The organism is Aequorivita antarctica, from assembly GCF_007997155.1.
Lineage (GTDB): Bacteria > Bacteroidota > Bacteroidia > Flavobacteriales > Flavobacteriaceae > Aequorivita > Aequorivita antarctica.
On the sequence record NZ_VORT01000014.1, the window covers coordinates 17,100 to 31,673 of the forward strand.

Here is a 14,574-nt window from a genome sequence, read left to right on the forward strand (position 1 = left end):
TGGAAATTTTTAAATTTGAACAAAACAAAACAATATGTTCTCAAAAGCGTGCGAATACGGAATAAGATCGGTTCTCTTTATAGCGGAACAATCCCAACTAGATAAGCGACCGAATATTGTCGAAATTGCCAAGGCTGTTGATTCTCCAGAACCATTTACAGCTAAAATCTGTCAACAACTAGCACGCTCAGGGATTATTCTTTCAAGGAAAGGTCCCAATGGCGGTTTCTATTTAGAAAAAGATTCCAAACTCACGCTTGCTGAAATAGTTGCTTGTATTGATGGAGATTCTATTTTTAAAGGCTGTAGTTTAGGTTTGCCTCAATGTTCCGCTGCGCATCCTTGTCCGGTTCACGATCAGTTTAATGATGTTAGGGAGGGCTTGAAAAAAATGTGTGAAAACACTACAGTAACGCAACTTTCTGAAAAACTTCGTAAAGGAGAAACCTTTTTGAAAATATAATTTTCTTAAAACCGACTCTAAAAAATTAGCATTAATAATTTATTTCTGATAATTTTATCAGAAATAAGATTTTTTCATACCTTTGTGTGTAGAATTAAAAAAGAAATATGTTTTCAAAAGCGTGCCAGTACGGGATAAAAGCTTCGGTGTATATTGCATCGCAGTCTGCTTTGGACAATCGCGTTAGCTTGAAGGACATTGCATTTAGTATCAATTCGCCAGAAGCTTTTACTGCAAAAATCCTACATCAATTAGCCAAGAGCGATATTCTTGATTCTTTGAAAGGCCCCACGGGTGGTTTTGTAATACCTAAGGGTAGGGCAGAGACCATTAAGTTGAGTGATATTGTTTTGGCTATAGACGGAGATTCTATATATATGGGCTGTGCCCTCGGGTTTGGTTCCTGCGATGCACGCCAACCTTGCCCCATGCATAACAAGTTTGCGGAAATACGGGACGACCTAAAAAGAATGCTTCACAATACCAGTCTTTACGAATTGGCCCACGGGCTTGATGGTGGAATTTCTTTTTTGAAACGATAAACTATGGAAAAGAAAAAACCTATTAAACGTCATAAAGCATTGCAACCATTGAGCAGGCAACATCATTTTGGATTATTGTTCAGTTGGAAACTGCGTAAAGGTTTTAGTAAAAATATTGCCACGGAACGGCTTCAGGAATATGCAAAATGGTTTTATGAACACGAAATAAAGCCCCATTTTAGAGAGGAAGAAAAATATATTTTTCCGATACTTGAAAAAGACAATGAATTAATTGAACGTGCCTTAAAAGAACACAGACGAATAAAACGACTGTTTAATGACATAAAAAATCCCGAAAAGTCACTGAATTGTTTGGAAGAGGAACTTGAAGCGCACATTCGATTTGAGGAACGCGTGCTTTTTAACGAAATTCAAAAAGTGGCTACGGAAACCCAGCTGGAAAAAATTGAAGAAATTCACAGCGACATAGAAAAATATTCCGATTATCACGATCCCTTTTGGGAATAACATCTATTTATTAAACCATTATATTTATTAATTACTAATGAGTTATCCGCTAAAATTAATTTCTGATAAAAATGTCATTATATGATTTAGGTCATACTTTGCTCCTTTTTTTCTATTGAAATTTGTACCATTATTATTCATTAAAACTTTTAAAAAACATGACAACACTTCAAGAACGCACCGTAGCCGATGTGGTTACCGAAAACATAAAAGCAGCACATATTTTTAAAAAGCACGGCATAGACTTTTGCTGTGGCGGGGGCATCAGCATTAAAAGAGCATGTGAAAAGGCTAAAATAGATCCATCTCTTTTAGAAGCGGAACTTCTAAACCTAGATAATTTACAAGACCGTGCCCACGATTATAACAGTTGGAAGCTCGACTTCTTGGTAGATCACATCATAAATGTGCACCATCACTATGTGGAAGAAAGTAGCCCACTTTTATTGCAATATTCCAAACGTGTAAATCACGTACACGGCCACCACTATACCGAACTTGCTGAAATAGAAGCTTTGGTAACTAAAGTTGTTCAGGAACTGGCTGCTCATATGAAAAAGGAAGAATTGATTCTTTTCCCTTTCATTAAAAAACTTGTAACTGCCGAACGCGATGACAGCCAAGTACCCGCAATCCATTTTGGAACTGTTGAAAACCCTATAAAAATGATGGAAGCCGAGCACGAAGAAGCTGGCGAGCTATTGCGAAAAATTTCAGTGCTTAGCAACAACTTTACACCACCTGAAGGGGCTTGCAACACCTATCGTGCATTTTACGCCAAACTAGATGAATTTGAGCAGGATCTGCATCAGCACGTGCACTTGGAAAACAACATTCTTTTCCCAAAAGCTTTGAATTTGGAAAAGAAACTAAAGAAAAACTAACCCTATAGAACAGTATCCCCAGCCCCAAATCTGGATTTTTATTTGATTGGTTTTTTCAACAGTTCGGTAAATTGGCAACTTTGAATGTTTGCTGCCAAAATCCGAACTGTTTTTTTAATTTTACGACTTGATAAATTTAAAGAAACATATAGGTATTGCCTTGGCGTATTTTTTGGCTGTAGCATTAATGGGTGTTTTGTTGCGATTCTATGTTGTTACATCTCTTCCTTTCAATTACAAATACCTCCTTCATGCACATTCACACACCGCCTTGTTAGGTTGGATATATTTGGGAATAACAACCTTGATTTATAAGATTTTTCTTTCTTCTGCAGAAAAACCAAAACTTTATAAACGTATTTTCCTATTTACGAATGTTAGCATTATGGGAATGTTGATAACCTTCCCCATTCAAGGATATGCCTTGTTTTCCATTATTTTTTCAACACTTTTTTTGTTCGCTTCCTATTGGTTTACTTGGTTTGCGATGAAGTACGTTCCGCAGCATTTCAAAAATCGATTTTCGTGGAAACTCATAAAGACATCGCTTTGGTATCTGGTTATTTCCAGTATCGGTCCGTGGACCATTGGTGGTGTGATGGCAACCCTGGGTCCAGAGTCTATTTGGTATAAAACGTCAATTTATTTCTACCTTCATTTTCAGTATAACGGTTGGTTTATCTTGGCACTTTTAGGGATATTGTTTTATATTTTTGAAGAAAAGGGAATTCAGTTCAAGCCTGAAAAACTGAAATCATTTTTCCTTCTTTTGAATTTTGGCGTGCTTTTTACATTATTCCTTTCGGTACTTTGGTTTGGTCCGCCCATTGTTTTTTATGTACTCGGATTAGTTGGGGCAGTAGCGCAAGGACTTGCCTTTTACGAATTTTATATGCTGCTGAAAGACCATTTCCCGCTCATGAAAAAATCGTTTGCTCCGCGCGCCTTTTTTCTTCTAAAAATAGCCGGAGGTTTACTTGTCGCAAAATTGTTGATGCAACTCTTTTCGGCAATCCCTTATGTTGCAAATTTGGCCTTTCAGCTTAAAGATTTTGTAATAGGTTATCTTCATTTGGTTTTCTTGGGAATTGTAATAACAACATTACTTGCTTTTTTAAAATATTTTAAATTAATAAAGCTTCCCAAAAGTTTTATTTGGACCTTCATTTTTGCTTTTACAACAACCGAATTTTTAATCTTTTATAAAGCATTCGCTCTTTGGTTAAAACTTCCGTTTATTTCAAACTATTATATGCTATTGGCAATTTTGAGTCTAAGCTTTCCTATAGCAGTGTCAATTCTTTTTTTTAAAAATATCTTTCTTAAATATTCCAAAAACATGTAAAGTTGTTTATATTTAATTGTTTTAATTGCCACATTTACTGATTTTTATAAACCAATTAAATTTCGAGATATGAAAAAAAACATGGGCGGCTTTGACCGTATACTTAGACTTCTTATAGCTGCAATTGTGGTGGCCTTGTATTATTTTGAAATTATTGATGGAACATTGGCTATTGTATTGCTAGTGTTCTCTGCTATTTTTGTTTTAACCAGTTTCGTTAGCTTTTGCCCACTTTATATACTTTTTGGCATAAACACTTGTAATATCAAGAAAAGTTAAAATATCAGGATGAGTGGTTTTGTGATATTTATCATTTTTTAAAATGTGTATATTACTAAACTTTGCAAAAGGTATAACGAGCAAATTTAAGATTGATGGTAAACTGTTTCCATTGCGGCGATCCGTGTTTGGACGTTGAAATTAAGCATGAGGAGAAATCCTTCTGCTGCTATGGTTGCAAAACGGTTTTTGATATTCTGCACGACAACGATTTAAGTTATTATTACGATCTTGAAAAAACACCAGGCATTTCCCCAAAAGAAATAGCCGGAAAGTATGACTTTCTCGACAATGAAACCATTGTTGAGAAACTACTTGAATTTAACGACGACATTACACAGATTGTTTCCTTTTTAATACCTTCAATCCATTGTAGCAGTTGTATTTGGATACTTGAAAATTTAAACAAACTCAATCCTTCTGTAAAATCATCACAAGTAAACTTTCCGGAAAAAACAGTACGTATAACTTTTACGGCGAAAGAGAATTCGCTAAAGAATTTGGTAATTCTTTTAAGCCGAATAGGTTACGAACCCTATATCTCATTAGAAGATTCTGAAAGAAAGGAAAAACACATCAACCGCAGTCTAATCTATAAACTGGGAATTGCTGGCTTTGCCTTTGGAAATGTGATGTTTCTGTCTTTTCCCGAATATTTTGAACATTCAGAATTTTGGTTGGATCAATTCAAACCCTTTTTCCGTTGGTTGATGTTTGCGTTTTCATTACCCGTTGTTTTTTATAGTGGTAGCGGTTATTTCACTTCGGCCTACAAAGGACTTCGCTCTAAAATTTTAAATATTGATATTCCCATTGCTCTGGGTATCGCGGTTCTTTTTATACGAAGCACTTTGGATATTGCGATGAATTGGGGCTCCGGTTTTTTCGACAGTTTGACCGGTCTTGTTTTCTTTTTATTGATCGGGAAATTTTTTCAACAGAAAACATACAGTTATTTATCTTTTGAGCGCGATTACAAATCCTATTTCCCCATCGCCGTTACCAAACTTTTCAAAAATTCCGAAGGAAAAACCGTCGAGGAACAAGCTGAGGTTTACACCGTAAAAAAAGGCGATAGATTGTTGATTCGCAATAACGAAATTCTTCCGGTTGATGCCATTTTAATAAAAGGAAATGCCCTCATAGATTACAGTTTTGTTACCGGCGAAGCCGAGCCAATTTCAAAACAAAGTGGCGATAAACTTTTCGCCGGCGGAAAACAACAGGCTGGAATTTTGGAAGTAGAAGTTTTAAAACCCGTGGCACAAAGTTATTTGACCCAACTTTGGAGCAACGACGTTTTTAGCAAGGACAAAACGGGAATTTTTGAATCGCTCACAGACAGTATCAGCAAACGATTTACAGTTGCTATTCTTTCCGTGGCTTTTATTTCTTCCCTTTTTTGGTTGGTAGTTGATCCTTCAAAGGCTTTTAATGTTTTCACTTCAGTATTGATTGTTGCCTGTCCATGCGCTATTGCATTGGCGGCGCCATTCACTTTGGGGAACGTGTTGCGAATCTTCGGAAGGGAAAAACTGTATTTAAAGGAAACTTCGGTAATTGAACAAATGGCAAAAGTAGACACTGTTGTTTTCGACAAAACGGGCACCCTCACCACCAATCAAAAAAACCTGATTACATACGAAGGCGTTGCGCTTTCAAGTGAGGAAAAACAATTGCTTACCAACACCCTGCGAGCTTCCAGCCATCCGCTTAGCCGCTCACTCTACAATATTTTGGATAAGAACAATATTCAAACCCTGGATGATTTTGAAGAAGAAGTGGGGAAGGGGATTTCAGCAACCTTCAATGACAATTCCATCAAAGTTGGTTCCTATGAATTTGTAGGTTTTTATGATGAAATTACCTCAGAATTAAAGAACAGAACAACCGTTCATATCAGCGCCAATCACGTTTATAAAGGATGCTACATTTTCAATAGCGAATACCGAAAAGGCGTTTCTGAAATTTTTGAACAATTGGGAACAGATAAAGATGTAATTGTTCTTTCCGGCGATAACGAAGGCGAGCGCGAACGATTGGAAACGCTACTGCCCAAAGGCACAAAACTCTACTTTAACCAAAAACCAGACGACAAACTCAACTTTATAAAAACACTTCAGCAAAACGGAAAACAAGTATTGATGATAGGCGACGGTCTAAACGATGCCGGAGCTTTGAAGCAGAGTAATGTTGGCTTTGTTGTTTCTGAAAATACAAACGTTTTTTCACCAGCCTGTGATGGAATTCTTGATGCTTCCCAATTCAAAAAAATTGGAGATTATTTAGACTTTTCAAAGAGTAGTGTGAAAATTATAAAATGGGCATTTCTGCTTTCATTGCTTTACAATTTAATAGGACTTTCTTTTGCTGTAACGGGACATTTACGTCCGGTAGTTGCTGCTATTTTAATGCCGTTGAGTTCCATAAGCATTGTGGTTTTTACAACAATAGCAACCCAATATATTGGGAAGAAATTAAGAATGGATATAAATAAGCGAAGTTGACGGATGTCATATTTTAAAGGGACGCACAATAATATTTTTGAATTATAAATTTCAGGTATGAACATTATTTATATGCTATTGGCAATCAGTGTTTTTGTAGCGCTCATTTTTTTTGCTCTGTTTATTTATTCGGTTAAAAGAGGGCAATATGATGATACTTACACACCTTCCGTAAGAATGCTTTTTGAAGATGAACTTGTAAAGGAAGGTACTTCGCCCAAAAGTGAAACTTCAAAAGAAAAAATAACCAATCCAAAAAAATAATTCCATTAATACTATGCAAACAGAACAGTTTTACTACGACAACCAGATTGTCAAAAAATTCATCAATGCGACCATATTTTGGGGACTCATTGGTATGAGTGTCGGCTTATTGCTGGCTTTTATGTTTTTGTTCCCTAACATGACGGAAGGTATTTCGTGGCTTAGTTTTGGCCGTTTGCGACCTTTGCACACCAACGCCGTTATTTTCGCCTTTGTTGGGAACGCAATTTTTGCTGGAGTTTATTATTCTTCCCAGCGCCTGCTTAAAGCGCGTATGTGGAATGACTTTCTTAGTAACCTAAATTTTTGGGGTTGGCAGGCTATTATTGTTGGCGCTGCAATCACACTTCCTTTAGGTTACACAACTTCAAAGGAATATGCTGAGCTTGAGTGGCCTTTTGATATTGCCATCGCAGTAATTTGGGTTGCATTTGGAGTAAACTTAATAATGACAATGGTGAAAAGACGCCAGCGTCACTTGTATGTGGCACTCTGGTTCTATTTGGCAACTTGGGTAACCGTTGCCGTGCTTCATATTGTTAACAGCATGGAAATACCTGTTTCGGCTTTGAAGAGTTATTCTATGTATGCAGGAGTACAGGATGCGTTGGTGCAGTGGTGGTACGGGCATAATGCTGTGGCATTTTTCCTTACCACACCTTTCCTTGGATTAATGTATTATTTTGTACCCAAAGCGGCGAACAGACCGGTATATTCCTACCGTCTTTCCATAGTTCACTTTTGGTCTTTGATCTTCATCTATATTTGGGCAGGGCCACACCACCTTTTATATTCCGCACTTCCAGAATGGGCGCAGAACTTGGGGGTTGCTTTTTCAGTAATGCTTTTAGCTCCGTCTTGGGGTGGTATGATTAACGGTCTTTTGACGCTTCGTGGGGCTTGGGACAAAGTACGTGTTGATCCAGTTTTAAAATTTATGGTTGTGGCAATTACCGGGTATGGTATGGCAACTTTTGAGGGGCCAATGCTTTCTCTTAAAAACGTAAACGCGATAGCTCACTTTAGCGACTGGATTATAGCGCACGTTCACGTTGGCGCACTTGCATGGAATGGTTTCTTAACCTTTGGTATGATTTATTGGTTGGTGCCGCGTCTTTTCAAAACAAAATTGTATTCTATTAAATTGGCAAACGCGCATTTTTGGATAGGTACTTTGGGTATTATTATGTATACGTTGCCAATGTATGTTGCAGGATTTATGCAGGCTTCCATGTGGAATCAGTTCAATCCTGATGGAACATTAACCTATGGAAATTTTCTAGAAACAGTTACTCAAATTATGCCAATGTACACTATGCGTGCCATTGGTGGAACGCTATACATTACAGGAGCTTTCATTTTATTATACAATATTGTAATGACAGCTAGAAGAGGTAGTAAGGTTACTGATGAACTTGCCGAAGCCGCACCCTTAGCACCCGTAACTAAACTACAAACTTCTGGTGAAGGTTACCATACTTGGTTGGAACGTCGTCCTGTTAAATTGACAATTTATGCAACCATCGCTATTTTGATTGGTGGGATGGTACAGATTATCCCGTCTTTAATGGTAGATGATTATGTGCCGGTAATTTCCAGCGTAAAACCTTATACACCACTAGAGCTGGAAGGCCGAGACATATATATTCGGGAAGGATGCGTTGGCTGCCACTCTCAGATGATCCGACCTTTCAGGAGTGAAGTGGCACGTTATGGTGAATATTCCAAATCTGGTGAATATGTTTACGACCATCCATTTCTTTGGGGAAGTAAACGTACAGGCCCCGACCTGCACCGCATAGGTGGAAAGTATTCAGACAACTGGCATTTGAACCATATGTATGATCCACAAAGTACGTCTTCAGGTTCTATTATGCCCCGCTACACTTGGTTGATAAATTCAGAATTGGATAAATCAGATACAGAGGCAAAAATGCGAACTATGGTTATGTTGGGAGTTCCCTATACGGAAGAGGAAATAACCAACGCCCAAAAGTGGATGGACGAACAAGGAACCAAAATAGAGAAGAACCTTTACAGCGACCCTGATTTCGTTAGTTCTTATGAAGCCAGTAAAAAATATGCACAGGATAACGGCGAGGATTTCATAGAGATGAAAAATCGTGAAATAGTAGCGGTGATTGCTTATCTGCAACGCCTGGGAACTGATATTAAAGTAAATAACGCTGAAGATACTTCAGCCAAAACAGAATAGTTATGTTGAGATTTATAAAAGGAAACCTCGAAAACATTGATAATGTTCAAATATATCCAATGATTTCACTTTTAATATTCTTCGTCTTTTTTGTGGTGCTTTTTTATTGGGTAATCACAGCAAAAAAAGAGCACATTTCCGAAGTGAGCAATATCCCATTGGAAGATGATACTAATGAACAAAACGACAACTCGTTATGAAATGCCTATTCACATATCTAAAATTTTTGAAGATGTCTCATTTGGGCATTCCATCTTCCACTAACCAAACAAATATTATATAAAGATGAAAACAGCTTCATACATAAGGGTCATTGGATTTATGATCCTCGCCTTTTTTCTATTGGAACTAACAGTAGATTCCGGTGAAGATTGGGCAATTGTGAAATATCCAATTATTTGGGCCGTGTTGGGAATGGTGTTTTTCTTCGCCATTGCTTTGGAAATTATTGCAGCAGCATTGCAGCGCATTCTATTTGGTAGCCTTAGCGAAGAAGCCAAAGCAAACTACCTAGCTGCTGAAACTTTGCGGGAACAAAACCGTTTTGGTTGGTTCAAAAGAAAGTATAAAGATATGCTCGGCGCTAAACCAATTACAAGCGAGCAGGAAATCGTTTTGGACCATAATTATGACGGTATCCGCGAATTGGATAATAAACTTCCACCATGGTGGGTATATATGTTTTATGCTTCTATAATTTTTGCAGCTATTTACTTAGTACGCTTTCAAGTTTTTAATGGCCCCAACCAAGTTGATGAATACGAAACTGAAGTAGCGCAAGCAAAATTGGATGTTGCAGAATTCAAAAAAAACAACAAAGATTTAATTGATGTAAATACTGTCGAACTTTTAACCGAATCAGCTGATCTTGCTGCCGGTGAAGCCGTTTTTACAGCCAATTGCGTGGCCTGTCACAAAGTAGGGGGTGGCGGTGGAATTGGTCCAAACCTAACGGATGATTATTGGATTTTAGGCGGTGGAATCAAGAATGTATTCCATACAATCAGCGAAGGTGGCCGTGCCGGAAAGGGAATGATTTCCTGGAAAACAGATCTTAAACCTAGCGAAATGGCACAAGTGGCCAGTTATGTTTTGAGTCTTCACGGTACCAACCCAGTAGATCCAAAAGATCCGGAGGGTGATATTTGGGTTGATGAAAATGCTCCGGTTGACAATGTACAGGTAAAACAAGTTGATTCTACTGAAATAGAAGTGAAAATGACAAACGATCCTGTTATTGATAGTATACAACCGGGGAAATAAATTTTTTAAAATTAACGATTGCTGATTAACGATTGTTGAATGCTGAAGGAAAAAATACCTTACGCTAAACATCCAAAATTCTGCAATCATATATCTAAAATCATAAATCTAAAATCTAATTGGATACTCCAGAAAACGAAAGGTTTCGCGACAGTATAGGAACGGTAACGGAAGAAGGTAAAAGGGCATGGGTTTATCCTAAAAAACCTTCGGGCAAATTGTACCAATACCGAAAATATGTAAGTTATTTTCTGCTAGCATTTTTGTTCGCTGCGCCTTTTGTGAAAATTAACGGCAATCAATTTTTGCTGTTCAACGTGTTGGAGAGACGTTTCAATATTTTTGGATTTCCGTTTTGGCCACAGGATTTTTACCTGTTCGTAATTATGATGATTATCGGCGTGGTTTTCATTATCTTTTTTACCGCCGCCTTTGGAAGGATTTTCTGTGGATGGATCTGCCCGCAGACTATTTTTATGGAAATGGTTTTCCGAAGAATAGAATACTGGATTGATGGCGATCGCGGCGCTCAGATCCGTTTGGCAAAACAAAAATGGAATGCGGAAAAGATTAGAAAACGTGTTTTAAAATGGATTGTATTCTTTATCATTTCATTTTTGATTGCGAATATATTCCTGGCTTATTTTATAGGTAGCGACCGACTATTACAATACGTTTTTGAAGGACCTTTAGACCACATCAGCACCCTTATTTCGCTGTTTGTTTTTACTGCGGTCTTCTATTTCATTTTTGCTTGGTTCCGTGAGCAGGTCTGTATTATAGCTTGCCCTTATGGTAGATTGCAAGGTGTTTTGCTCGATAACAAATCCATTATTGTGGCATACGACCACAAACGTGGCGAAAAGGAAGTGGGACGCGCTAAATTCAAGAAAAATGAGGACCGCGAAGCATCCGGAAAAGGAGATTGTATAGACTGTTTTCAATGTGTGAATGTTTGTCCAACAGGTATTGATATTCGAAACGGTACGCAGTTAGAGTGTGTTAATTGCACAGCCTGCATTGATGAATGCGACAGTATTATGGAAGCGGTAAACCTTCCGAAGGGATTAATTCGCTATGCCAGTGAAGAAAATATTGAAAAGAAAGCACCATTTAAGTTCACGCCACGATTGAAAGGTTATGTAGCGGTTCTGGTGATTTTGATTGGTGTGCTTACTGGTATGCTGTTTTTGAGAAGCGATGTAGAAGCTAATATTTTGCGTCTTCCAGGTCAGTTATACGAACACAAGGCAGACAACATTATTAGCAATGTTTTTACCTATAAATTACTGAATAAAACCACGAAGAATATTGAAAATATTCACTTTAAACTGAAATCTCCAAAAGGAACAATCCACGCTGTAAAACAGGGGGAAATTATAGTTCCCGCGCAGAATTTGGCAGAAGGAACGCTCTTTATTGAAATAAACAATTCAGTTTTAAGCGGGGATAAAAATCGTGCGGTAATTGAAGTTTACAGTGGCAAAGATTTAATTGAAACTACGAGCGTTACGTTTTTGGGACCAAGAAGTTATAAATAATTCAACTATAAATAGAAAGTTATGAAAATAAATTGGGGCACAGGATTAGTAATTGTATTGGTGCTTTTTATAGCTTTCATCATGTATTTCGTTATAAAGATAAGCACAGACAAAAAGTATGATTATGATTTGGTGACCGAAGAATATTATAAAAAAGAAATGGTCTATCAAAAAGAAATTGATGCCGAGGAAAACTCTAATTTATTGGAAGGAAGTATCTCGGGAACAAAAACTCCAGAAGGATGGATGCTTACTTTTCCCAAAAATATTGATTATTCAAAAATAGAAGGTACGGTATTACTTTATAGACCGTCAAACAAAGAATTGGATTTTCAAATTCCACTGAAGCTTTCAGGTCCAAATTTACTCATACCTGAAGCAAGTTTGGTTGCCGGTCGATGGAATACAATAGTTCGATGGACCTATGAAGGAAAGGACTATCTGTATAAAAACGAAATTGTTTATTGAGTAAATGAATTTAGATTTTCAACGATCAACAACCACCAAGCGTTAATCAATAATTATTAAAATGCTAGCAACGGCTCTTATATTCGGATTATTGGGAAGCTTCCACTGTGTGGGGATGTGCGGGCCTATCGCTTTTTTGTTGCCGGTGAATCGGACTAATAATGTAAAGAAAGTTGGGCAGATTTTTCTGTATCATTTTGGAAGGATATTGGCTTACAGTATTATAGGATTGATTTTTGGTTTGTTAGGAAAAAGTTTAAATTTATTCGGTTTTCAGCAGCAGCTCTCAATATTAATTGGTGTTTTGATGCTTGCCGTTATCTTCATTCCTCAGAAAACATTTAATAAGTACAATTTTTCAAAACCTGTTTATAGAGTCATTTCCAAAGTGAAATCTGCCCTAGGAAAGGAGCTCAAAAAGAAAACCCCAGATACTTTTTTGACCATCGGATTTTTAAATGGATTTTTACCGTGCGGTTTGGTCTATATGGCTGTTTTTGGAGCAATTGCTTCGGGAAATGCCTTGCAGGGAAGTTTATATATGGCAGTGTTTGGGCTGGGAACAATTCCTTTGATGACTTCGGCCATTTATCTTGGAAATTTTTTAAACGCGCAAGTGCGCCAAAAAATCCGAAAGGCCATTCCAGTTTTTGTAGTTATAATTGGCTGTCTTTTTATCGTTCGCGGTTTAGGTTTGGGAATTCCTTATATATCGCCAAAACCGATTACAGAAACCGTGGATTCAAATTACAACTGTGACAGTACAACTATAGAAAGCAAAACATTCAATATCCATTAAAATATTTAAACTATGACAAATTCAATCTTACCACTTGCCAATTGGGGTATGGGAACCGCAATCATTATTTTCTTTGCAGTATTGTGTGTTGTTCTTACCGCCATTGTGCTCAACTTTGTGTTTAGCGGGAAAAAGAAAGACGATGAGTAATTACTTCTCATCTCCTTTCATATAAAAAATCTATTTCGCCAAGTCAATAATGGCTTTTACCGTTTCTTTGTTGTCTACACCAAGACCTTCTTGTTGATGAACCATTTCACCATTTTGGTCAAAAACACTGATGATGTTTGAATGCGAAAAGTCCATTGGTGAAATTTGTTTGTAATTAACGGCAAGAACTGCGGCAAATTCGCGTGTGTCTCCTTCGGTGCCGCGCAAAAACAGCCATTTTTCATCTTCCATCTCGTTTTCTTTAGCGAAGGCCTTTAGTCTTTCGGGAGTATCTGTTTCTGGGTCTATGCTCACGAAAACATATTGAACATCGTCCTTTTTTTCATCGGGTATTTGTTTTTCAATATTGCGCATATCGGCCACCAAACGTGGGCAAGCAGCTTTACAAGTGGTGTAGATCATAACCATAACCACCACTTTTCCTTGCAGGTCTTTTAGTTCAATTTTTTCATCATTTTGGGAAGTCCAATGGGAGGGAAGATTGTAAATGGACATTTCGGGAATTTCATCACCTTCCACTTTTTTTTCTTTTTTAATTTCAGCAGTGCTTGTGTTTTTTTCTGAAGTGTTTTTGCACGAAAAAATGGTTAACAAAGCTATTGCCATTGCTACATATCTATAATTTTTCATCTTTTGTTATTTATTAGTTTTCAACATCTTTCGCACAGCGAAAACCCAAGTTTTGTGAAGAATAGCGGGCTTTCATACTTCCTCGGAATGCGTAACGCATAAAAGCAGCATAATTCATTAAGTCTGAAGCTCCGATTGCAGCGCTACCGCAGAAGAGGTTGGAATCTTTATCTACATCTTTTCGAGATTCTCCAGATATCAATACGGAATTGAAATCTAAAGTCCATTCCCAAACTAAACCGTGAAGGTCGTATATTCCCCAATAATTCTTGAAAGTTTCTCCAACAGGATTACTGAAGGTTTTTGGAGTTTCATACCAACTAAGAATGTATTGATTATAAGTTTCTATTTTTCTTGCATCAGGAACATTCTCATTTGCCATAGCCGCAAATTCCCATTCGTCCATTTTTGGTAAACGTTTGCCTTGACATTCGCAGTATTTTTTTGCGGCAAACCACGAAACATTGGTTACTGGGGCATTTGGCAGGCCGCTATAAATATCATCTGTTTTCCATTTTGTCAAATAGCTTTTGTCGGCGAACAAACCTTTGATATTGTTTTTTTTCCATTGTGGATATTCTTCCACAAACTTTAAATAATCGGCATTTGTTACTGGATATATATCCATCAAAAACGGATCAACCTTGATAGTTTTATTTTCGGCACCATATAGCGGTAAATAAACACCGCCTTTTACTAAAACCATTTTATCATTTTGCGCTGTTAACTCACAAA

At 37.4% G+C, this 14,574-nt stretch carries 17 protein-coding genes; 15 read left to right on the top strand and 2 right to left on the bottom strand.

Annotation, left to right across the window (positions count from 1 at the left end; all coding sequences use genetic code 11):
• Window positions 1-34: 34 nt before the first annotated feature.
• The 15 genes from ESU54_RS15535 to ESU54_RS17885 all read left to right on the top strand — a co-directional run bounded on the left by ESU54_RS15535 (window position 35) and on the right by ESU54_RS17885 (window position 13,188).
• A complete protein-coding gene (locus ESU54_RS15535; protein WP_111845369.1) occupies window positions 35-463 on the top strand; it encodes an RrF2 family transcriptional regulator in 429 nt (142 codons plus the stop codon).
• Window positions 464-570: 107 nt separating this feature from the next.
• Complete coding sequence (locus ESU54_RS15540; RefSeq protein ID WP_111845370.1) at window positions 571-1,005, top strand: RrF2 family transcriptional regulator; 435 nt, start codon at window positions 571-573, stop codon at window positions 1,003-1,005.
• A 3-nt stretch (window positions 1,006-1,008) separates the two neighbouring features.
• On the top strand, window positions 1,009-1,473 hold the full coding sequence (locus ESU54_RS15545) for a hemerythrin domain-containing protein (RefSeq protein WP_111845371.1): 465 nt from the start codon (window positions 1,009-1,011) through the stop codon (window positions 1,471-1,473).
• A 158-nt stretch (window positions 1,474-1,631) separates the two neighbouring features.
• Window positions 1,632-2,357 (top strand): iron-sulfur cluster repair di-iron protein, encoded by a 726-nt coding sequence (gene ric, locus ESU54_RS15550; protein WP_111845372.1) that lies wholly within the window; start codon window positions 1,632-1,634, stop codon window positions 2,355-2,357.
• 127 nt (window positions 2,358-2,484) lie between these two features.
• Window positions 2,485-3,702 carry a hypothetical protein gene (locus ESU54_RS15555; protein ID WP_235004615.1) on the top strand — a complete coding sequence of 406 codons (1,218 nt, stop codon included), beginning with the start codon at window positions 2,485-2,487 and terminating at the stop codon, window positions 3,700-3,702.
• A gap of 69 nt (window positions 3,703-3,771) precedes the next feature.
• Window positions 3,772-3,981 carry a YgaP family membrane protein gene (locus ESU54_RS15560; protein WP_111845373.1) on the top strand — a complete coding sequence of 70 codons (210 nt, stop codon included), beginning with the start codon at window positions 3,772-3,774 and terminating at the stop codon, window positions 3,979-3,981.
• A 95-nt stretch (window positions 3,982-4,076) separates the two neighbouring features.
• Window positions 4,077-6,488, top strand: a complete 2,412-nt coding sequence (locus ESU54_RS15565; RefSeq protein ID WP_111845374.1) for a heavy metal translocating P-type ATPase — start codon at window positions 4,077-4,079, stop codon at window positions 6,486-6,488.
• 57 nt (window positions 6,489-6,545) lie between these two features.
• Window positions 6,546-6,752 carry a cbb3-type cytochrome oxidase assembly protein CcoS gene (ccoS, locus tag ESU54_RS15570; protein WP_111845375.1) on the top strand — a complete coding sequence of 69 codons (207 nt, stop codon included), beginning with the start codon at window positions 6,546-6,548 and terminating at the stop codon, window positions 6,750-6,752.
• A 13-nt stretch (window positions 6,753-6,765) separates the two neighbouring features.
• A complete protein-coding gene (gene ccoN / locus ESU54_RS15575; RefSeq protein WP_111845376.1) occupies window positions 6,766-8,967 on the top strand; it encodes a cytochrome-c oxidase, cbb3-type subunit I in 2,202 nt (733 codons plus the stop codon).
• Between the two features lie 2 nt (window positions 8,968-8,969).
• Window positions 8,970-9,167, top strand: coding sequence for a CcoQ/FixQ family Cbb3-type cytochrome c oxidase assembly chaperone (locus tag ESU54_RS15580; protein ID WP_111845377.1), 198 nt, complete (start codon window positions 8,970-8,972; stop codon window positions 9,165-9,167).
• A gap of 85 nt (window positions 9,168-9,252) precedes the next feature.
• Window positions 9,253-10,230 carry a cbb3-type cytochrome c oxidase N-terminal domain-containing protein gene (locus ESU54_RS15585; RefSeq protein WP_111845378.1) on the top strand — a complete coding sequence of 326 codons (978 nt, stop codon included), beginning with the start codon at window positions 9,253-9,255 and terminating at the stop codon, window positions 10,228-10,230.
• A gap of 119 nt (window positions 10,231-10,349) precedes the next feature.
• Window positions 10,350-11,771: a cytochrome c oxidase accessory protein CcoG gene (ccoG, locus tag ESU54_RS15590; protein WP_111845379.1), complete on the top strand. Its 1,422-nt coding sequence runs from the start codon at window positions 10,350-10,352 to the stop codon at window positions 11,769-11,771.
• A gap of 21 nt (window positions 11,772-11,792) precedes the next feature.
• On the top strand, window positions 11,793-12,239 hold the full coding sequence (locus ESU54_RS15595) for a FixH family protein (protein ID WP_111845380.1): 447 nt from the start codon (window positions 11,793-11,795) through the stop codon (window positions 12,237-12,239).
• Window positions 12,240-12,300: 61 nt separating this feature from the next.
• A complete protein-coding gene (locus ESU54_RS15600; protein ID WP_111845381.1) occupies window positions 12,301-13,038 on the top strand; it encodes a sulfite exporter TauE/SafE family protein in 738 nt (245 codons plus the stop codon).
• A 12-nt stretch (window positions 13,039-13,050) separates the two neighbouring features.
• Window positions 13,051-13,188, top strand: coding sequence for a hypothetical protein (locus ESU54_RS17885; protein ID WP_170253297.1), 138 nt, complete (start codon window positions 13,051-13,053; stop codon window positions 13,186-13,188).
• A gap of 30 nt (window positions 13,189-13,218) precedes the next feature.
• On the opposite strand, the gene ESU54_RS15605 is transcribed toward ESU54_RS17885, so the two are convergent.
• Both ESU54_RS15605 and ESU54_RS15610 read right to left on the bottom strand, forming a co-directional pair.
• Window positions 13,219-13,839 carry an SCO family protein gene (locus tag ESU54_RS15605; RefSeq protein WP_111845382.1) on the bottom strand — a complete coding sequence of 207 codons (621 nt, stop codon included), beginning with the start codon at window positions 13,837-13,839 and terminating at the stop codon, window positions 13,219-13,221.
• Window positions 13,840-13,852: 13 nt separating this feature from the next.
• Entirely contained in the window at window positions 13,853-14,545 is a 693-nt protein-coding gene (locus tag ESU54_RS15610; RefSeq protein WP_170253298.1) for a formylglycine-generating enzyme family protein, read from the bottom strand.
• Between the last annotated feature and the right edge of the window lie 29 nt (window positions 14,546-14,574).